This is a genomic window from Aeromonas sp. 603607 (assembly GCF_049171595.1).
GTDB classification, from domain to species: domain Bacteria; phylum Pseudomonadota; class Gammaproteobacteria; order Enterobacterales; family Aeromonadaceae; genus Aeromonas; species Aeromonas veronii.
Genome location: NZ_JAAKOV010000012.1, coordinates 77,608 through 98,301 on the forward strand (window position 1 = coordinate 77,608; position 20,694 = coordinate 98,301).

Sequence of the window (20,694 nt, forward strand, 5' to 3'; positions counted from 1 at the left end):
ATGCTCCCCCCATAAAAAATGAATCAAATGTGGATAGACAGATGAATATAATCAAGACAGCGATCCCTGACGTGCTTATTTTTGAGCCAAAAGTATTTGGTGATGAGCGTGGTTTTTTCTTTGAGAGTTTCAACCACAAGTTGTTTGAAGAGGCCGTCGGATATCAGGTTAACTTTGTGCAGGATAATCACTCCAAATCGTCGAAAGGGGTATTGCGTGGCTTGCATTATCAATTGCCTCCCCATGCCCAGGGCAAGCTGGTGCGCTGTGTGGCGGGTGAAGTGTTTGATGTGGCGGTCGATATCCGCAGAAGCTCACCGACCTTCGGCCAGTGGGTTGGGGTTCACTTGTCTGGTGAAAACAAGCGACAGTTGTGGATCCCGGAAGGGTTTGCCCATGGCTTTATCACACTGACAGAAACGGCCGAGTTTTTATATAAAACAACGAATTATTATGCACCAGTGAGCGATAGAGGTATTGCATGGAATGATGCCTCGATTGGTATTAAATGGCCCGAATTAAACGCGGACATCCTTACCTCTGCAAAAGATAGTACTGCCAAGTCATTAGAGACCGCAGAACTGTTTATCTAAATTACACTCCCTGCACTACGGCAGGGAGTCTTTAGTTCGCTGAGATGATATGGCTTTATATACGGGTTCGAAAGGCATTCTGGCTAGAAAAAACAGTATTGAACCTATGCTTGGTTGCCCATTACGTCATATGGAAGGGGTTGTCTCTTTTTCTGAAAATGATGTTTTAGTTGGTTGGGGCCAAAAAGCCAATACCAGGCAGATTAAGCAGAAGGCACAAGCATTAGGAGTGCCCTATTGGCAGCTTGAAGATGGTTTTATCGGTTATATCGGCCATCCCGCCAGGGGGGGCAAGGCGGTCTCGCTGATCGCCGATCCGGTGGGGATCTATTACGATGCCCGCCAGCCCAGCCAGCTTGAGCAGTTGATTGCCACCCCGTGCGAGCCACAGATGTTGGCACGGGCCGAGCGACTGATCGATGAGCTGGTACGCCTCGGGGTCACCAAATACAACTGTTATGCCACTGCCCCCGGTCAGTCGATTGCCAGCGGCAGCGTGACCGCCCTCTCTGCTGTCGGGGACTATGGCGGCTTGCCATCAGGGCTTGCCACACGTCTGCAGCAGAGCGCCAAACCCAGGGTCCTGCTGGTCGATCAGGTCGCAGGGGATCTCTCCATTCCGGGGGCGCTGGCCAGTGAAGCTGATTTTGTGGCGATGGTGGAGGCGGCCCGCCGCAATCATCCCGATGCGCGCCTGCTGCTGCGCACCCATCCCGATACTCGCCTTGGCAAGAAGCGCGGGGTGTTGGCCCGTCTGAACCTGGATGATGTGGAGATTGTGGCCGATCACTGCCATCCTCATGCGCTGCTCAATGTGGTGGATGCTGTCTATACGGTGTCATCCCAGCTTGGTTTTGAGGGCCTGTTGCTTGGCAAGCCGGTCTATTGCTTCGGTATGCCGTTTTATGCCGGTTGGGGGCTGACCCATGACAGCAAGCAGTGTGAACGGCGCAACGTAAAAGTGTCGCTCGCCCAGCTGGTCGCGGCAGCCTTGATCCGCTATCCCCGCTATCTCGACCCTGTACTGGGCCAGCGTTGCGAGGTAGAGGAGGTGATCGCCATTATTGACAATCAGCGCCGCCCCGCGCCGCGCTGGCGCCGGCTCTATCTGGTCGGTTTCTCGCTGTGGAAGCGGGCATTTATGCAGGCGTTTTGCCAGCATTTGGCCGATGAGTTGCGCTTTGTGCGCAAGCCACCCAAGCGGTTGACCGGTGACGAGCAGATATTGGTGTGGGGTAGCCGCCACCCTGATCTCGCCTCTGCGATCCGGGTCGAGGATGGTTTTATTCGCTCGAGGGGGCTGGGCTCCAATCTCTGTCGTCCCTCCTCCTTGTCACTGGACCCGGTCGGGATCTATTTCGACTGTCGCACTCCCAGCGGGCTGGAACAGTTGCTCAACTATCAGGAGTTGACAGAGGTGGAGGTCAAGCGCGGGGATGCGCTGCTCGCCTTGCTACGGGAACACAGGGTCAGCAAATACAATGTGGGCGAGTCGCAGCACTACACCAGGCCCGATGATGGTCGTGAGCTGGTGCTGGTGGTGGGTCAGGTAGATGGCGATGCCTCCATTCTGACCGGGAGCCCCCATATTCGCAGCAATGAGCAGTTGCTGTGGGCGGTGCGAGCGGCCAAACCCGATGCTCATATTCTCTACAAGCCACACCCTGATGTGGTGGCGGGCAATCGTGGTGGGGCGATTTCTGCGGCCTGTCTGGCGGAGTGTGTCGATAGCCAGGTGCTGGATATTGGGCTCACCAGCCTCTATCCCCATGTGGATGAGCTGCATACCATGACCTCGCTCAGTGGCTTCGAGGCGCTGGTGCAGGGGGTCAAGGTGACGACCTGGGGCCAACCCTTCTACAGTGGCTGGGGGTTGACCACGGATGCCAATCCGCCTGCTCGTCGTCAACGTAGTCTGCCGCTGGCGGCGCTGGTCTATCTGACGCTGGTTGCCTATCCGCTCTATCTCGATTGGCAGACCGGGCTCTGGATAAGTCCGGAGCAGTTGATCCACCAACTGGCGAAGCAGGGACACTCATCGGCCCAAAAAGCGAGCCGCTTGCAACGCTGGCAGCTCAAGCTCGGTTACTTGTTCCAGACGCTCATGCAGCGCCCCTCTCTCTCCCCGTTTTTGAGATAAGTCGTCAATGAAGATTTTGTTACTGCAAGGCCCGCTTGGCCCTTTCTTTCAGACCCTGAGTCGCCAGTTGACCGAGGCGGGACATCAGGTGGTGAAGATCCATTTCAATGGCGGGGATGAGTGCTGGCCCTGTGCCGGAAAAAATCTGTGTTTTCGCGGGAAACCGGAGAGCTGGAACGCCTTTTTCCGCCGGGTGCTCAAGCAGCAGGGTATCGATACGGTGATCTGTTACGGGGACTGCCGTTATTACCATCTGGAGGCTGGCCGTATCTGCAAGTTGAAGCGAGTGCCATTCTGGGCGATGGAGGAGGGCTATCTCAGACCCGATTTCGTCACGCTGGAGCAGGGTGGGGTCAATGCCTTCAGCCCCTGGTATGAGCGGCGCGATCAACTTGCCCAACTGGATTGGCCTGTGCCTTATGACAGCTCGCTCAAAGTGGGCAAGACCTTTGCGGTGCGCGCCTGGTATGCCAGTCGCTACCACATCAACAAGTCGCTGTTCCGTTGGCGTTATCCCCACTTTGTGAATCACCGTCCCTGGAGTCTAGTGCAGGAGGCGATGGGGTGGGTCTGTGGCGCCATGGTGAAATACGGCAACTTGCGCCAGGATCGCGCCCTGCTCAAGGCGTTGCCGCAGCACGCCGGGCGGATCTTCTTTGTGCCACTGCAAGTGACCGAGGATTTTCAGATCCGTGAGCACTCTGACCTGAGCGGGGTAGAGGAGATGGTTGCGCAGGTGATCAACTCCTTTGCGGAGCATGCCAAACCCGAAGATGTGTTGCTGTTCAAGCACCACCCCATGGATCGGGGCTATGTCAGTTATCGTGCCCAGATAAACAGGCTCATCGCGGTGCTTGGCCTGGAGGGGAGGGTCTTTTACGGTTATGAACTGCCGCTGCCAACCCTGTATCCCTTGCTCAAAGGGGTGATCACCATCAACAGTACGGTCGGTCTCTCTGCTCTGCTCCATGATGTACCCACCTTCTGCATGGGGCGGGCACTCTATGACATTGACGGTCTGACCACCAAAGGTTCGCTGGCCTCCTTCTGGCACTCGCAGAGCCCGGTATGTGCCGAGACATTCAAACGGGTGCGCCACTCCTTGCTCCATCTGACCCAGCTCAATGCCAGTTTTTACCGTCATCTGAAAATGAGTGCGCTGGCGGTCATGGAAAAAATGAAGCTTTCAGCGCCGAATATGCGTGATGAGCTTGTATCGCCGGAACGCCGTATGAGGGTGAATAATACCATGTGCCTTACATTACCCTGGCTGGCCACTCTCGATGGTATTAGCGACCCGTTTACATCTATCGGTTCAACCGCTCTGATGTTACTCGTTTGATGTCTGCCTATTTTTGATTTAGTGTGTTAGTGAGAGGTAAATAAAACCAGGAAGGTTAACATGAACATTCACGGTTGCTTGTTATCCATTGGATTCTTGGGGCTGCCGACTTTTTCCATGGCAGCTGAACATGATCTTTCACTCATTATTCACGGGGCATCAATACACAGTGATTGTTCGCAGGGAACAGGAAAAAAAAGCAAAACCTGTGACTTTAATGGTTTTAACCCGGGGCTGGGATTGGCGTGGGTGTTCTTGGGTGACAACGACACGGGAAAACTTGCGCTGCGCGGCGGGGTTTATCGGGATTCTCTAGAAAATACAGCTGGTTATGCGGGTTTCTCTTATCGGAAAGAGTGGTATCTCACCGAACATGTTTTTGCTGGGGTAGGGGCGCAGGCTGGTTATCTCAATGGTTCGGGTATTGATGGTTTTGCCGCTTTGCCGATAGTGATACTGGGTTACAAGTCAGTTGCATTGGAAGTCGGTTATGCACCCAAGGTTGATTGGGTACCTGGGGGAGACCATGTCGCGGTCACCACCTTCTCATTGCGATGGACGCTGTAATATTAGCGAAATATGATCGCCATTACGCATTGTATTTTGTCATTTTGCCACGTTTTTTTAATACACATTTGTGGTGGATATAATCTGGCAAGCTGTGTGAAATATATTTCAGGCCAGATTTTGACTTGTGAGTCATAAAATGGTGCCCCATTTTATCTGAGCAACAATTATTGTGGATTTATTTCAAGATGAGTTAAGTGGCATATTCATTTATCAATATTGATTGCATCTGGAACATTTAAAAATAAAAAGCCCTTCACCATGGTGAAGGGCTTTTTGCTATCTGGCGTTAGCCGATGGGGTCGCCCCGCTCTGGCTTAGTAGCCCTGCTGGTGCACGTCCATCACGGCGCGGCCGGACGGGTCGGCCATCTCCTTGAACTTGGCATCCCACTCCAGCGCGGTGGGGGTGGAGCAGGCGACCGACTTGCCGTAGGGCACGGTACGGGCGGCAGCTTCCAGCGGGAAGTGCTCGTCGAAGATGGCGCGGTAGAAGTAGGCCTCCTTGGTGAGCGGGGTGTTGATGGGGAAGCGGAAGGCGGCCGCTTCGAACATCTGATCCGTCACTTCCTGCTCCACCATGGCTTTCAGGCTGTCGATCCACGAATAACCTACGCCGTCGGAGAACTGTTCCTTCTGGCGCCATGCCACTTCGTGGGGCAGCAGATCTTCAAACGCTTCGCGCAGGATGTGCTTCTCGATCTTGCCCTTGCCACACATTTTGTCGGCGGGCTGCAGGCGCATCGCCACATCCATGAACTCCTTGTCGAGGAAGGGCACGCGACCCTCCACACCCCAGGCTGCCATCGACTTGTTGGCGCGCAGGCAGTCATAGAGGTGCAAAGAGGCAAGCTTGCGCACGTTCTCTTCGTGAAATTCGCGGGCGTTGGGCGCCTTGTGGAAGTAGAGGTAGCCGCCGAACAGCTCGTCGGAGCCTTCGCCGGAGAGCACCATCTTGATCCCCATCGCCTTGATGTAGCGTGCCATCAGATACATCGGCGTGGAGGCGCGGATGGTGGTGACGTCATAGGTCTCGAGGTGATAGATGACATCGCGCAGGGCATCCAGACCCTCCTGCACGGTGAAGTGGATCTGGTGGTGGATGGTGCCGAGGTGATCAGCCACCTTGCGGGCGGCGGCGAGATCCGGCGACCCTTCCAGCCCTACGGCGAAGGAGTGCAGTTGCGGCCACCAGGCTTCGCTCTTGCCATCGTCCTCGATGCGGCGCGCCGCATAGAGCTTGGTGATGGCGGAGATAACGGAGGAGTCCAGCCCGCCGGAGAGCAGCACGCCATAGGGCACGTCACACATCAGCTGGCGTTTGACCGCCGCTTCCAGCGCCGCTTTCAGCTCGGCCTTGTCGCTGACGTTGTGCTCGACCGCGCTGTATTCCATCCAGTCGCGCTTGTACCACTGTTTGAGCTCGCCATCCTTGCTCCACAGATAGTGTCCCGGCGGGAAGGTTTCGACGCTCTTGCAGACCGGCACCAGCGCCTTCATTTCGGAAGCGACATAGAAGTTGCCGTGCTCGTCGCGACCGGTATAGAGGGGGATGATCCCCATGTGGTCGCGACCAATCAGGTAGGCATCCTGCTCGGCGTCATAAAGGATAAAGGCAAAGATGCCGTTGAGATCGTCGAGAAACGCCGGGCCCTTCTCCTTGTAGAGGGCCAGCAGCACTTCACAGTCAGATTTGGTCTGGAACTGGAAGTCGACCTTGAGGGTCTTTTCCAGCTCTTTGTGGTTGTAGATCTCGCCGTTGACCGCCAGCACATGGGTGCGCTCGGGGTTGTAGAGCGGCTGGGCGCCATTGCCCGGGTCGACGATGGCCAGACGCTCGTGCACCAGAATGGCTTTGTCGGAGCTGTAGACGCCAGACCAGTCAGGCCCGCGGTGACGAAGTCGCTTGGACATCTCCAGCGCCGATTTGCGCAGGGCTACTGCATCGGACTTGATATCCAGAATGCCGAAAATTGAACACATTAGCGGTAATCCTCTTGATTTTTATATGAGCCCCCCACGTTTGGGCTCGAAATTCCATTTACATTCCTCGTCAGACACAATGCCTAGCGGAAAAACCTTTTGCAAGCGGGAAAACCGCAGAAAATCATGCCGTAAGCGTCAAGCGGATCAACAGGATAAGGGCTGCTGCAACGGGGCAGGGTGACGTGAACGTCAAGCCGAGGCGGGTTCGAAGATGACGTAGACCTTGCGACAGGGGGTAAGGGTCTCCCACTCTCCGACAAAACCGGCGGGAATGACGAATTGATCGCCGGGTTTGAGGGCCAGCTGGCCGCCCTGACTGTCGTGGATCACCACATCCCCCTCCAGCAGCTGACAATACTCGTACTCGGTGTAGTGGATGGCCCAGCGGCCTGGCTCGCAGCTCCAGAAGCCGATGTGAAACTGCTGGCTTGGGTCGGAGTAGTGGTTCCACACCGTTTGCGCCGGGTTGCCCGCTTTAATGCGCTCGGGGGCTGGCATCAGCGGGGTAGGGGCCGCATCGTGGCGATCGAGCAAAATCCAGTCGTTGAGGGTCTTCATGGTGCCTCCTTGGCTGCGGCAGATAGGAACGCGGGGCCATCCCGGCCCCGCGTTTGTTCGTTTTATTAAACGAGGTTGTGCATAACTTAAACGATGTGCATTCCTTTGCCAAGGGCCGCTGGCCGCAGGATCAGAGTGGTTGCAAGCGGCGGATCACATGGCGGGCAAAGCCGCTGCCCGCTTCGTTGTAGACGTTGAACACAGCATCCACCCCTTGCTCTTTCAGGGAGGCGATATCGTCCTCGAAGCGAACGATGGCGGCGATCTTGCCGGCAAAGCCGTGGCTGCGCAGCTTCTCGATGGCGTAGAGATTCCCCGAGTGGTGGGGCATCGCCAGCAGCACCAGATTGACCTGATTGGAGAGCAGCACCTTGTCCCAGAAGTCGGTATCGGTGGCATCCCCCTCGATGACGTTCATCCCCTGGGCACGCAGGGTGGGCAGCTTCTCGCTGTCGTTCTCCACCCCGAGGATGACGTTGCCGTATTTGTTCTCCAGCTCGAAGTAGGCCCCCTGACCTATCCGCCCCATGCCTAGGATGATCACCTCGGCATCGCCCAGCTCGATGGGCCTGTCTTCCGGATGGAGGTTGCTCGCTTGCAATCCTCGCAGCCAGTGGCCGATGCGGTGATAAATGCGCTCGCTCTGGGCATTGAGGGGGGCAGAGATCATAAAGCTGGCCGCCAGTGCCAGCGAGACCGCCACCAGCCACTCGTGGGAGAGCCAGCCCGCCTTGGCGGCGATGGCCGCGACGATCAGGCCAAACTCCGAGAAGTTGGTGAGCGCCAGGGTCGAGAGCAGCGCGGTACGCACCCGCAGGTGAGCGCCGCTGTAGACCAGATAGTAGAGGACACTTTTGAGCGGCAGGGCCAGCACCAGCGCCAGTGCCAGCAACATGGTGTCGTGAGTCGGCAGGCCGTTGAGGCCGATGGTGAGAAAAAAGCAGACCAGAAAGAGGTCTTTGAGGTTAAAGAGCGCCTTGGCCAGCCCAGCCGCAGCAGGATGGGAGGCGAGCAGCATGCCGATGATCAGCGCCCCGAGATCCGGCTTGAGGCCGACCACTTCAAAACCGGCGGCCCCGACGACCAGTGCCAGAAAGACCCCGAACAGCACCTGCAGCTCGCCGTGACCAGCCCGCTCCAGGAGCTTGAACAGCAGCGGGCGCAGCAGCGGCAGTCCCAGCACCCAGAGCGCCCAGATGCTGGGCCACTTGCCGCTGGAAAACGCCAAAAAGGCCACGGCGAACACATCCTGCATGACCAGCACGCCGATGGCGATGCGGGCGTAGAGGGCATTCATGTCGCTGCGATCTTCCAATACCTTGACCGCAAAGACGGTGCTGGAGAAGGAGAGGGCAAAGCCCAGCAGCAGCGCCAGTTTCCAGTCCAGCGAGAGGGCAAGTTCAAGCCCCAGCCCCTTGCAGACCAGCAGCACCACGGTAAAGAGCAGGGTGGAGAGCAGCAGGTGCAGGCTGGTGGTGCCCCACACATCGCGCCGCATCAGGGTCTTGATATTGAGCTTGAGACCAATGGTGAACAGCAGCAGGGTGACGCCGAGATCGGCCACCTCGCTCAGGGCGGGGGTATTTTCATATCCCATGCCGTTGAGGATAAAACCGGCGGCCAGAAAGCCGAGCAGGGGGGGCAGGCCAATCAGATTGACTACCATGCCGCAGCCAAAGGCCACGGCGATCAGAATGGGTTCCATAACAGATCCTGCAAGGGCAGGAGAGACCTGCCCTGTTTAACGCTTGGGTGGTGATTAGACGATATCGATGTCGACCACGGAGTCGAAGATGTGATTCGGCCGAAACGGCATGCGGTCGATATCGGCGACCTTGCTCACCCCGGAGAGCACCAGCACCGTCTCGAGACCGGCCTGAAAGCCCGCCAGAATGTCGGTGCGCAGGTTGTCGCCGATGATGATGGTGTCGTCGGAGTGGGCCTCCATCCGGTTGAGCGCTGCACGGATGATCCAGGCGCTTGGCTTGCCGACATAGAACGGCTTCTTGCCGGTCATCCGCTCGATGGGTGCGCACAGGGCGCCGCAGGCCGGGTGCATCATGGGGCCGTGGGTATCGGGGTTGGTGGCGATAAAGCGGGCCCCCTGATCGACGAACTTGGCCCCCTGTTGCATCATGGTCCAGTTGTAGTTGCGGGTCTCGCCAACCACCACGAAGTCCGGGTCTATGTCGGTGATGGTGAAACCGGCCTTGTAGAGCTCGTGGGTCAGCGCCCCTTCACCGATCACATAGGCCTTCTTGCCATCCTGACGCTTGAGGAAGTCGGCGGTGCCCATGGCGGAGGTATAGAAGCACTCCTCCGGCACGTCGATCCCGGCGGAGCGGAAGCGGTTTTGCAGATCCTTCTGGGTCTGTGCCGGGTAGTTGGTGAGGAACAAGAGCTTGCTGCCCTGCTCCAGCAGGCGATGGACGAAACGGTCGGCACCGGGGATGAGATCGTTGTTGTGCAGGATGACACCGTCGATATCGCAGATGACGTTCTTCTTCATGAAAACTCCTTGTCAGGGCGCAGGCGAGCCGCCAATCGTTAAGATGTTCAATCATTTATGATTTTTGTGACGCCATTATAAGTCTGTTTGATGACAAGTCTCCCCTGTCTCGCCACTTCGGTGCACAATAAAGCTGCCGTCGGGTCAGTCTGGTGGAGGGGCTGACGCCGGATCACTTTGCTGATGGAGCCGTTGCCATGGACACCCCGATTCCCAAGCCAGTCACACCCGAACACCTCACCGCCGCGCAATTTATCGCCGGACTGCCGAAACTGGAGCTGCACCTGCATATCGAGGGCAGCCTCGAACCCGAGCTGATGTTTGAGCTGGGCCGCCGCAACGGCGTGCTACTGCCCTGGCCCGACGTGGCCAGCGTGCGCGCCGCCTATGACTTTGACTGCCTGCAATCCTTTCTCGATCTCTACTATCGCGGCGCCAGCGTGCTGGTGACCGAGCAGGACTTCTTCGACCTCACCTGGGCCTATCTTGAGCGTTGCGCCGCCGACAAGGTGGTGCATGTGGAGGTCTTCTTTGACCCGCAGACCCATACCGCCCGCGGCGTCCCCTTTGCTACTGTGCTGGGCGGCATCGAGCGGGCGCTGCAGACCGGGGAGAAGGAGTTTGGCATCAGCTGGCGGCTTATCATGAGCTTTTTGCGCCACCTGAGCGAGGAGGAGGCCTTTGCGATGTTGGCAGAGGCTATGCCCTTCCTGTCACGCATTCACGGCATCGGCCTCGACTCGGGGGAGAGGGGCAATCCGCCGACCAAGTTTGCCCGAGTCTTTGCCCGCTGCCGCAAGCTGGGGCTGCCGGTGGTGGCCCACGCCGGCGAAGAGGGCCCTGCCGACTACATCTGGCAGGCGATCAACGAGCTGAAGGTATGCCGCATCGATCACGGGGTGCGCTCGGCCGATGATCCCGAGCTGCTGCGCTATCTGGCGGATACCCGCTTGCCGCTCACCGTCTGCCCCCTCTCCAACACCCGGCTCAAGGTGTTCGGCAATATGGCCCAGCACAATGTGTTGCGACTGCTGGAGCAGGGGCTCTGCGTCACCATCAACTCGGACGATCCCGCCTACTTTGGCGGCTATATGAATGCCAACTTTGTGGCGCTGGCCGATGGCCTTGGCGCGACCATGAGTCAGCTCTGCCGCTTGTCGCTCAATGCGGTGGAGGCGAGCTGGCTAAGCTTGGCCGACAAGGCGCGGCTGACCCGGGAGATCCGCAGTTATGCCGAGACTCACGGGGTGATCCTGCATTGAGTCAGGCGCCAATGAAGCCGAGATGACATGCACTATATAAAGAGAGGCCCACCATCACTGGCGGGCCTCTTTCGTTTCAATGGTCGGTGTGGTTATCGGGGCAGGTCAGCGTTATGCCACTCGCACCAGAAACTTCTCACCCTGTCCTTCGCGCTTGAAGCGCTCAAGCAAAGTAGGCAGTGCCTCAAAGTCGCCCACCACCAGCGGCGGCAGGGTCAGCTCGCCGCTCGCCATCTGCTCCATCATGGCGACACCTGCGGCCACCAGTCGGCTCCACTGCTTGTCGGTGCCAAAGGCGTGCTGGGCGCCCAGCGCAATCTCGTGCAATGAGTGGCAATGGCTAAAGGCGGGCAGCGGATTGTGCGGGATGCGCCCCAGCACTGTCACCATGTGACCGTAGTAGCCCAGCGCGGGCAGCAGGCTCTCTGCCTGTTGGCTGGAGACCAGATCGATGATCCCCTCGAACGGCTCGTTGCCGTTGGCCGCCTGCAAAGTGGCCAGCCACTCGGGATCCCGATAATCGGCCACCCCCTGCACACCTATCTGCTTGAGCCAGTGATGGTGGCGTGGGCTGGCGCTGGCAAAGACTCGCGCTCCTTGCTGGAGGGCGAGCTGCACCGCAAAGCGGCCGACACTGCTGCCAGCACCGGTGATGAGCAGCGCTTCCCCGTGCAGGCGCGGCAGCTTGGCCAGCGCCTGCCACGCGGTGAGGCCGGGACAGGGCAGGGCGGAGGCCGCCTCGTCACTCAGGGCATCGGGCACTGGCAGCAGGGCGCGGGCTGGTACCCGGGTGTGGCGGGCAAAGCTGCCGTGGTGGCGCAGGTCGGTGTGATAGGCGACCCGGGCACCGAGGCGCAGATGGCTGACGTTGGCGCCGAGGGCCACGATAGTGCCCATGCCATCGACGCCGGGCACCTGACCATCCTGCCAGTTGGAGTGGCCATACTCGATCAGCTTCCAGTCCACCGGATTGAAGGCGATAACCCGGTTTGCCACCAGTACCTCGTCAGGGGCGAGCGGTGCCAGGGGCAGGTCGACGAGGGTAAGCTGGGTCGGTTCACCGGGGGCATGCCAGCACCAGGCTTGGGTGTGATTCATGATGACTCCTTGTGAAAGCGAGGGGAGAGAACAACGAGATCATTGCAACAGTGATTCGGTCAGTCATATCACTGTTGCTAATGCGCAACAATACGGCAGGCCCCAACCTGTGGGGCCTGCTTTACGTGGCCGGTTGGCCATTGGCAATCAGCGGCTGGCTGCTGCGTCCTCGGCCTGATAGACGGGGTAATCGGTCAGCCCCTTCTCGCCACCGCCAAACAGGGTGGCCGGATCGTGGGGAGCCAGCGGATAGCCGTGGCGCAGCCGTTCCGGCAGATCCGGGTTGGCGACGAAGGGGCGGCCAAAGCCAATCATGTCGGCCCAGCCCGCCTTGAGGGCGGCGCGCGCCCGCTCGCCATCATATTTGCCGGCATAGATCAGGGTGTTGGGGAAGGCATCGCGCAGACCCTGCTTGAAGTTCTCCGGCATCAGGGGGGCATCGTCCCAGTCCGCTTCGGCGATGTGCAGGTAGACCACGTTGAGCTGGCCCAGCAGGCGGGCGGCGGCCAGATAGGTCTCCTGCGGGTTGGCATCCACGGTGCCGTTGAGGGTGGTGAGCGGCGCAAGACGCACCCCTACCCGGTCAGCCCCGATCTCGCTACTAACCGCTTCTGTCACCTCCTTGAGGAAGCGCAGCCGGTTTTCCAGCGATCCGCCATAACTGTCGGTGCGGGCGTTGGATTCGGAGTCGAGGAACTGGTTGATCAGATATCCGTTGGCGGCGTGCAGCTCGATGCCGTCAAAACCGGCGCTGATGGCGTTGCGGGCCGCCTGACGGAACTGGCCCACCACCGCATCGATATCGGCCCGGGTCATGGCGCGCGGAGTGACGGTCTCGACAAAGCCCGGCGCATCGCTGCCGTTATCGACGAACACCTTGACGCCCACTGCGGGCAGGGCTGAAGCGGAGATGGGCTGGGCGCCGCCGATGTTATCCGGATGGGTGACGCGGCCCACGTGCCAGAGCTGGGCGAAGATGGTGCCCCCCTTGGCGTGCACGGCATCGGTCACCAGCTTCCAGCCAGCGATCTGCTCGGCGCTGTAGATGCCCGGCGTCCAGGCATAGCCCTTGCCCATGGGGTCGATTTGGGTGCCTTCGCTGATGATCAGGCCCGCCTCGGCGCGCTGGGCGTAGTAGCTGGCCATCATGGCGTTGGCCACATCACCGGGCTGACTGGCACGGGAGCGGGTCATGGGGGGCATGACGATGCGGTTGGCAAGGTGCAGCTGGCCGAGGCGCAGCGGGCAGAACAGGTGATCGTGGCTCATCTTGAGTTCCTCATGGTGGAAGTGAGGCCACTTTATGCCGCCATCTTGTTGTGAAAAAGAGGGGTAATTGCACAAGAGAATTGTGCTTGATGCAGCAATCAGTGCAAACCGCCGGGATAGAAGGCGTTGAGGCATAAAGTTGAAGCATAAAAAAGAGGGCCGTATGGCCCTCTTCAGTGTTCTGCTGGTGGCAGGCTCAAGCCGTGGCGGGCATCACTTTCACCCGCTCGATGCGCCGCTCGCTCACCTCGATCACCTCGAAGTTGAGTTGCTGCAGTTGCAACTGCTGGCCCGGGGTGGGCAGGGTGCCGAAGTGGGAGAGCAGCATGCCCGCCAGGGTCACGTATTCATCGCTCTCGCTCACCAGCCCCTCATGCTCCAGCACCTGCTCCACATGATGGATGTTGGTGCTGCCGTTGATCAGCCACCCTTCGCCATCGCGCACGATATCCGGGGTTTCGTCTTCGTCCGGCAGCTCGCCGACGATGGCCTCCAGCAGATCGTGGGTGGTGACCAGCCCCTGGATCACGCCAAACTCATCGGAGACCAGAATAAGGCTCCCCTTGGCTTTGCGCAGCTCCGCCAGCAGGCGGATCACGTTGATGGTCTGCGGCACGATAATGGGGTCGTTCTGCTTGGCCAGTTCGCTCAAGGATTGCCCTTCGTTCAAGGCAAACAGCAGGTCCCGCGCCTTGACCACTCCGATCACCTCGTCCAGATCCCCGTCACAGATGGGGAAGAGGCTGTGGGGCTCGCGCTGCAGCAGGGCGCGGATCTCGTCGCTGGAGTCGTTGATATCGATCCAGGCCATCTCCGAGCGCGGGGTCATGATGGTGCGAATGGAGCGCTCGGCCAGCGACAGTACGCCGGTCACCATATAGCGCTCCTCCTCGCCAAAGCTCACCGGCGCTACGGCCGGGGCATCCAGATCGTCATCCGGCTGATCCTGATAGGCCTTGCTGCCCATCAATTTGAAGATGGCGGCTGTGGTGCGCTCGCGCAGCGGCTGTTTGGATTCGTGACGCATGGCGCTGCGCTGGGCCAGCTGGTTGAAAAACTCGATCAGCACCGAGAAGCCGATGGCCGCGTAGAGGTAACCCTTCGGAATATGGAAGCCGAATCCTTCCGCCACCAGGCTGAAGCCGATCATCAGCAGGAAGCTCAGACAGAGCACCACCACAGTGGGGTGGGCGTTGACGAAACGGGTCAGCGGTTTGGAGGCGAGCACCATCACCACCATGGCGATGGTCACGGCGGCCATCATCACGCCCAGGTGTTCCACCATGCCGACGGCAGTGATGATGGAGTCGAGCGAGAAGACCGCATCCAGCACCAGAATTTGGGCGATCACCACGCCGAAGCTGGCGTAGGCGCCGACCGGGCCATCATCCTGGGGTTTGGCTTCCAGCCGCTCATGTAGCTCGGAGGTGGCCTTGAACAGCAGGAACAGGCCGCCCCCCATCAGGATCAGGTCCCGACCGGAGAAGGGGTGATCCCACAGGTGCAAAATCGGGGTGGTCAGGGTGACCAGCCATGACATGACGCTCAGAAGTCCAAGTCGCATCAGCAGGGCCAGCGACAGGCCGATGACGCGTGCCTTGTCCCGCTGGGCGGGAGGCAGTTTTTTCACCAGAATGGCGATAAAGACCAGGTTGTCGATCCCCAGCACGATTTCCAGAATGATCAGGGTAAACAGACCGATCCAGATATGGGGATCCAGCAGCAATTCCATTGTATGACCTCAATAAAAACAGACAGAGCAGAGAGTAATCACGGCGCGCGATGGCCGCAGTAACAGCAAGGCAAAGGTGTTATTCAGAGGCGCTGATTAAGCAGAAAAAGATAGGCTTTGACAGAGAGAGACGAAGGGCAACTTCGGGGATTGTCCATGATGGGCAATAAAACCTCGGGTGAAAAATGAGCCCTGATGATAACGGCTGGCGCCAATTTGGCAAGCGCAGCGTCAGCGGGGCGTGATGGGGTTGTGATGCGACAGGGGAGGCGGCGGTGCCGCGCTCCCCCGTGCGGTCGTTACAACCAGCGCTTTTCGCGGGTGAAACAGACCGAGAGCCAGGCATCGCCCAGGGTGTCGCCAAGGCGAGACCAGAGCTCCTGGCGCAGGGCATCCTGACGTTCGACGGGCCACTCCTGACCCGGCGCCACCAGAATGTTCAATTCCAGATCGAAGCGGCGACCGCTTTTGGCCAGATGGCTGTAGCACTCTATGCCGTGGCGCTGGCGCAGCGCCTCGATCTCCTGCTCGACTTGCCGTGGCACATCTCCCTTGGGGGCGATCTTCAACACTTCCCGCAGGTTGCGACCGAGCACCTTGATGGGAATGAGAGTGGCGCAAAGGGCCAGTAGCGAAACCAGCACTGGGTCTATGTAGCGGTTGTATTGGCCGTAGCCGATGGCATCGAGGCCGATGGCGACCACGAAACCGATAAGCAGGGTGGCGCTGAGCAGGGTATCCACCAGCCACTCCTTGGAGTCGACCCGCACCAGCTCGGAGTCTACCTGCTCGGCGACCTGGGCTTCGATACGATAGATGATGGCGCAGAAGAAGGTGGAGACGGCGGCATAGATGAGAGCGTGGCCGAGATCGATCTCCCGTCCTCCCTCCAGCAGGGTGGTGATGCCGCTATAGAGAGCGCCAAGGCAGAGCAGCAGAATAATGGTGCCATTGATGACGTTGGTGATGGGCTCGAAGTGGGCGTAGCCATACTGGAAGCGCGCATCGGAAGGGCGGGTAACGAGATAGGCGGTAACAAGACCGAGGCCTGTCATGCCCATGCTGAACAGGGTGAAGATACCATCGAGCATGATGGCGTTGGAACCGACGAAGAGGCCGTAGCCGATGCCGAAGATGGCAAAGGTGATACAACCGAACAGCGACAGGGTAAGCGCCTGTTTTTCGGTGGTGACCAGCGTACTGATAACATGGCTGTGGTGAGCCATAAAAGTCCTCCTTTCAAATGGTGAATATTGCCAAGCGCAAGCGGTTTTCTAGCTGATATACTGCCCGCTCACATGTGAGCGGACTGGCCTGACTGCCATTGACAGGCGGCTGGCCAGTCGTTGTCGCCGGCGTGCCGGCATCAAGCAAAGGATGGGAACAAGGATTCATGATCCCGAGACTCGATTACCAGGACAGTTTGTCACCCGCAACCCTGCAGTTTCTTGAGTTGCTAGAGCGCAGCGCATTTCGTGGTGATATCGAAAAGTCTTATGCAAGCCGGTTGGCGATGGCGACGGATAACAGCGTCTATCAGGTAGTACCTCAGGCGGTTCTCTATCCGCGCAGTGCGGACGACATAGCAGCAATGCTCAAGCTGGCCGCAGAGCCGGCGTTCGCCTCCCTGAGTTTTTTCCCTCGCGGTGGCGGTACCGGCACCAATGGCCAGTCATTGGGCGGCGGCATTATCGTCGATCTCTCCCGTTATATGAACCAGATCATGGAAATTAATCTGGAGGAGGGGTGGGTGCGAGCCCAGGCCGGGGTGGTGAAAGACCAGCTCAACGCCTATCTCAAGCCCCACGGTTACTTCTTCTCGCCGGATCTCTCCACCTCCAATCGCGCCACCTTAGGGGGCATGATCAACACCGATGCCTCGGGGCAGGGGTCTCTGGTCTACGGCAAAACCTCGGATCACGTGCTGGGTCTCAAGGCGGTGCTGGAGAATGGCGACATCATGGCCACCGAGCCGCTGACCGGTGAGCGACTGGCCGACAAGCTGGCGCTGGAGAGTCGCGAAGGAGAGATCTATCGCACCCTCTATCGCATCGGCAAGGAGCGCCGCGCCGACATCGAGGCGACCTTCCCCAAGCTCAACCGCTTTCTGACAGGCTACGATCTCAAGCACCTCTATCAACCGGATACCGACACGCTGGATGTGAGCCGGGTGCTGTGCGGATCTGAAGGGTCTCTCGGCTTTATCACCGAAGCCAAACTCAATATCACGCCAATCCCGCGCTACCGGACGCTCGTCAACGTCAAGTACGACAGTTTTCCCTCCGCCCTGCGCAACGCCCCCTTTATGGTTGAGGCCCAAGCGCTGTCGGTGGAGACGGTAGACTCCCGGGTGCTCGGGCTGGCCCGCGCCGACATCATCTGGCATTCGGTGAAAGAACTTATTCAGGATGTGCCCGGCAAGGATCTGCAGGGGCTCAATATCGTCGAGTTTGCCGATACCGATGAAGCAGAACACAAGGCCAAGGTGGCGGAGCTCTGTCGCCGTATTGATGCGCTGCTGGCCAAGGGTGAGGCGGGGATCATCGGCTATCAGGTGTGTGACCACCTGCCGAGCATCGAGACCATCTACACCATGCGCAAGAAGTCGGTGGGGCTGCTGGGCAATGCCGAAGGTCGCAAGAAGCCGGTGGCCTTTACCGAAGATACCGCGGTGCCGCCCGAATCTCTGGCCGATTTCATCATGGAGTTTCGTGCCCTGCTGGATGCCCACGGCCTCGACTACGGCATGTTCGGCCACGTCGATGCCGGTGTGCTGCACGTGCGCCCGGCGCTGGATTTGTGCGAGCCCGAGCAGGAGGTGCTGCTGCGCCGCATCTCCGATCAGGTGGTGGCGCTCACCGCCAAATATGGCGGCCTGATGTGGGGCGAGCATGGCAAGGGCTTTCGCTCCGAATACAGCCCCGCCTTCTTTGGCGAGCTGTGGGAAGAGCTGCAGCGGGTCAAGGGGGTATTCGACCCGGGCAACCGCATCAACCCGGGCAAGATCTGTATCCCCTACGGTAGCGGCGCTGAGTTAGTGTCGGTGGATGGGCCCAAGCGCGGCAAGTATGACCGCCAGATCCCGCTCGCGGTGCGCACCAGCTACACCCGCGCCATGGATTGTAACGGCAACGGTCTCTGCTTCACCTTCGAGACCGACTCCCCCATGTGCCCCTCGGTCAAGATCAGCCGCGATCGCCGCCACTCCCCCAAGGGGCGGGCGGGCCTGATGCGTGAATGGTTGCGTCAGCTGGCGGAGCAGGGCTTCGATCCGTTGGCGGAAGAGGTGGCACTGCAATCCGGTGGTGTGCGCTTCAAACAGCTGGTGTACAAGGTGCGCAACAGCTGGGCCAAACAGCGCGGCGAGTATGACTTCTCCCATGAGGTGATGGAGGCGATGGCGGGCTGTCTGGCCTGCAAGGCATGTACCAGCCAGTGCCCGATCAAGGTGGATGTACCCGATTTTCGCGCCCGCTTTATGCAGCTCTACCACGGCCGCTACCTGCGTGCGCCGAAGGATTACTTCGTCGGCACCGTTGAAAGCTATGCGCCGCTGCTCGCCAAGGCACCGAAGCTGGTCAACTTCTTTCTCGAAAAAGAGTGGGCCCAGAAGGCGACCGAGAAGAGCATCGGCATGGTCGATGTGCCGCTGCTCTCGGTGCCGACCCTGGCCGAGAGCCTGCACGATAACCGCGCCCGCTATTTTGATCTGCCGGGTCTGGAGCGGATGAGTGCCGAGCAGCGCAAGCAGGTGGTGCTCATCGTGCAGGACCCCTTCACCAGCTATTACGACGCCCCTGTGGTGCGCGACCTGGTGAAACTCGCCAGCAAGCTCGGCTTCCAGCCCTACTTGTTGCCCTTTAAACCCAACGGTAAACCCCAGCATATCAAGGGGTTCCTGCGCGCCTTTGCCCGTACAGCGGCCAACAGCGCCCAGTTCCTCAACAAGGTGGCGGCGCTTGGCATTCCCATGGTGGGGGTGGATCCGGCCATGGTGCTCTGCTATCGCGACGAGTATGCCAAGGCGCTGGGGTCGGCCCGCGGTGATTTTCAGGTGTTGTTGCCGCAGGAGTGGCTGCTCTCGCTGCCAGCAGATCAACTGCCTGCTCGCACTGACAAGACCAAGAGCGAGGAGGGGGGCGAGCCCTGGTATCTCTTTGCCCACTGCACCGAGAAGACCGCCAAGCCCTCCACTCACGGTGACTGGAGCACCCTGTTTGGTCGTTTCGGGGCCAGCTTGCAGCCGGTCTCTGTGGGTTGCTGCGGTATGGCGGGCACCTATGGTCATGACGTCAAACAGGTGGAGAACTCCAAGGGCATCTATGGACTGAGCTGGGCCGACCCGCTCGCCCGTCTACCCAAAGCGCGCTGCCTGGCGACCGGCTATTCGTGTCGCAGTCAGGTCAAGCGGATGGAGGGGGAAAAGCTCAAACATCCATTGCAAGCCCTGCTGGAGCTGCTCTGATGCTGACGTTTCCCAAGCGGTTTCGGGTACCGAAGGCCTATCGGCACCCGCGTTTCTTGCTGTTACCCGCCACTCCCGCTCAGGCGGTGGTGGAGTTTGTCGCCATGTTGCGCGAGCGCGAGCAGCTCCATCAGCTGTTTCGCCCGAACGATCTCTGGCCCTCGGCCAATTTCAGCCTGAGCCAGCACGAAGGGGATCTGGAGTGGCAGCAGTCGGAGTTTCTGGCCAAGCGCTCCTTTGCCTATGGCCTCTGGAGCCCGGATCGGGAGCCGCAATTTTGGGGCGGGGTTTATCTCTACCCCTCGGTGTTGCCAGAGGTAGCGGTGGAGCTCTTCTTCTGGAAGGTGGCCGAGGCGTCCATCACGGATGAGGAGCTGGAGATTCAGCTGCGCGAGTGGCTCGCCAGGGTGTGGCAGTGGCCAGACCCCCGCTTGCCGGGGCGAGAAGTGCCTTGGTCCGAATGGCCCGGCGTTACCTACCCCTGGTGACATCCCGCTTAAGGGCATGATTGTGTAACACGCAGCGCCGGGCGGGGCTGCGTTGTTACCACGTCACCTGATAACCAACAACTCATATAACAGAACCATGTTGCCGATGGAGGGCGTTTCACTCATATCGGTACGCATTCATCGCTTACATAAGGAGTCTGCTCGCAATGAGTCACGATATTGCGCCCATCTGGCGTAAACCCATGAGTCTGGAGGGGCTCAACGCCACCTCTCGCAACACCCTGATGGCCCATCTCGATATCGTCTACACGGCTTTTGGCACCGATTGGCTTGAAGCGACCATGCCGGTGGATCATCGCACTCACCAGCCCCTGGGCATGCTGCATGGCGGCGCATCCGTGGTGCTGGCGGAAACCTTGGGATCGATTGCCGCCAATATGGCTGTCGGGCCAGATAGCTACTGTGTGGGGCTGGAGGTGAATGCCAACCATCTGCGAGCCAAGCGGGAAGGGGTGGTGACCGGGCGTTGCACGCCGCTCCATCTGGGAGCAACAACCCAGGTGTGGCAGATTGAAATTCGGGACGAACGTGAGCGTTTATTGTGCACCAGCCGACTGACCATGGCGGTGCTCAAACACAAGCGGGGCAAGGACTCCAGCGAGGAGTGATCTGCAATAACGCACTATGAGTGCAAAATAAGCAAGCCATACTCGCCAGATCCCTCT

16 protein-coding genes are annotated in these 20,694 nt (G+C 59.3%); 8 read left to right on the plus strand and 8 right to left on the minus strand.

The genetic code is table 11. The features are described from left to right. Nucleotides 1-41: 41 nt before the first annotated feature. From rfbC to G5315_RS12785, 4 genes are all read left to right on the plus strand, one after another. Nucleotides 42-593: a dTDP-4-dehydrorhamnose 3,5-epimerase gene (gene rfbC / locus G5315_RS12770; protein WP_323913133.1), complete on the plus strand. Its 552-nt coding sequence runs from the start codon at nucleotides 42-44 to the stop codon at nucleotides 591-593. A gap of 106 nt (nucleotides 594-699) precedes the next feature. Continuing rightward, nucleotides 700-2,733: a capsular polysaccharide biosynthesis protein gene (locus G5315_RS12775; RefSeq protein ID WP_421333150.1), complete on the plus strand. Its 2,034-nt coding sequence runs from the start codon at nucleotides 700-702 to the stop codon at nucleotides 2,731-2,733. Between the two features lie 7 nt (nucleotides 2,734-2,740). Further along, on the plus strand, nucleotides 2,741-4,075 hold the full coding sequence (locus G5315_RS12780) for a capsule biosynthesis protein (RefSeq protein ID WP_421333151.1): 1,335 nt from the start codon (nucleotides 2,741-2,743) through the stop codon (nucleotides 4,073-4,075). Between the two features lie 60 nt (nucleotides 4,076-4,135). Further along, the gene (locus G5315_RS12785) at nucleotides 4,136-4,642 is read left to right on the plus strand and encodes a hypothetical protein (RefSeq protein ID WP_421333152.1); all 507 of its coding nucleotides are present in this window, start codon (nucleotides 4,136-4,138) and stop codon (nucleotides 4,640-4,642) included. 317 nt (nucleotides 4,643-4,959) lie between these two features. On the opposite strand, the gene asnB is transcribed toward G5315_RS12785, so the two are convergent. The 4 genes from asnB to G5315_RS12805 form a co-directional block, all read right to left on the minus strand. Further along, the gene (asnB, locus tag G5315_RS12790) at nucleotides 4,960-6,624 is read right to left on the minus strand and encodes an asparagine synthase B (protein ID WP_005361356.1); all 1,665 of its coding nucleotides are present in this window, start codon (nucleotides 6,622-6,624) and stop codon (nucleotides 4,960-4,962) included. A gap of 192 nt (nucleotides 6,625-6,816) precedes the next feature. Beyond that, a complete protein-coding gene (locus G5315_RS12795) occupies nucleotides 6,817-7,185 on the minus strand; it encodes a cupin domain-containing protein (protein ID WP_421333153.1) in 369 nt (122 codons plus the stop codon). 130 nt (nucleotides 7,186-7,315) lie between these two features. After that, nucleotides 7,316-8,890: a cation:proton antiporter family protein gene (locus G5315_RS12800; protein WP_124929183.1), complete on the minus strand. Its 1,575-nt coding sequence runs from the start codon at nucleotides 8,888-8,890 to the stop codon at nucleotides 7,316-7,318. Nucleotides 8,891-8,944: 54 nt separating this feature from the next. Beyond that, a complete protein-coding gene (locus G5315_RS12805) occupies nucleotides 8,945-9,694 on the minus strand; it encodes an HAD-IIA family hydrolase (RefSeq protein WP_139405489.1) in 750 nt (249 codons plus the stop codon). Between the two features lie 197 nt (nucleotides 9,695-9,891). On the opposite strand from G5315_RS12805, the gene G5315_RS12810 reads away from it, so the two are divergent. Next, entirely contained in the window at nucleotides 9,892-10,956 is a 1,065-nt protein-coding gene (locus G5315_RS12810) for an adenosine deaminase (RefSeq protein ID WP_421333154.1), read from the plus strand. A 111-nt stretch (nucleotides 10,957-11,067) separates the two neighbouring features. Here G5315_RS12810 and G5315_RS12815 read toward each other — a convergent pair whose 3' ends face one another. From G5315_RS12815 to G5315_RS12830, 4 genes are all read right to left on the minus strand, one after another. Beyond that, on the minus strand, nucleotides 11,068-12,054 hold the full coding sequence (locus G5315_RS12815; protein WP_421333155.1) for a zinc-binding dehydrogenase: 987 nt from the start codon (nucleotides 12,052-12,054) through the stop codon (nucleotides 11,068-11,070). 147 nt (nucleotides 12,055-12,201) lie between these two features. Beyond that, nucleotides 12,202-13,323, minus strand: coding sequence for an alkene reductase (locus G5315_RS12820; protein ID WP_421323477.1), 1,122 nt, complete (start codon nucleotides 13,321-13,323; stop codon nucleotides 12,202-12,204). A gap of 196 nt (nucleotides 13,324-13,519) precedes the next feature. After that, complete coding sequence (locus tag G5315_RS12825) at nucleotides 13,520-15,055, minus strand: TerC family protein (RefSeq protein WP_101531322.1); 1,536 nt, start codon at nucleotides 15,053-15,055, stop codon at nucleotides 13,520-13,522. Between the two features lie 299 nt (nucleotides 15,056-15,354). After that, complete coding sequence (locus G5315_RS12830; RefSeq protein WP_042080468.1) at nucleotides 15,355-16,281, minus strand: cation diffusion facilitator family transporter; 927 nt, start codon at nucleotides 16,279-16,281, stop codon at nucleotides 15,355-15,357. A gap of 167 nt (nucleotides 16,282-16,448) precedes the next feature. Between G5315_RS12830 and G5315_RS12835 the strand changes: the two genes are divergently transcribed. The 3 genes from G5315_RS12835 to G5315_RS12845 all read left to right on the plus strand — a co-directional run bounded on the left by G5315_RS12835 (nucleotide 16,449) and on the right by G5315_RS12845 (nucleotide 20,637). After that, the gene (locus G5315_RS12835; RefSeq protein ID WP_421333156.1) at nucleotides 16,449-19,520 is read left to right on the plus strand and encodes an FAD-binding and (Fe-S)-binding domain-containing protein; all 3,072 of its coding nucleotides are present in this window, start codon (nucleotides 16,449-16,451) and stop codon (nucleotides 19,518-19,520) included. Further along, entirely contained in the window at nucleotides 19,520-20,008 is a 489-nt protein-coding gene (locus tag G5315_RS12840; protein WP_421263190.1) for a hypothetical protein, read from the plus strand. Before G5315_RS12835 ends, G5315_RS12840 begins: the two co-directional genes overlap by 1 nt. A 167-nt stretch (nucleotides 20,009-20,175) precedes the next feature. Then, nucleotides 20,176-20,637: a hotdog fold thioesterase gene (locus G5315_RS12845; protein ID WP_064336666.1), complete on the plus strand. Its 462-nt coding sequence runs from the start codon at nucleotides 20,176-20,178 to the stop codon at nucleotides 20,635-20,637. The last annotated feature ends 57 nt before the right edge of the window (nucleotides 20,638-20,694 follow it).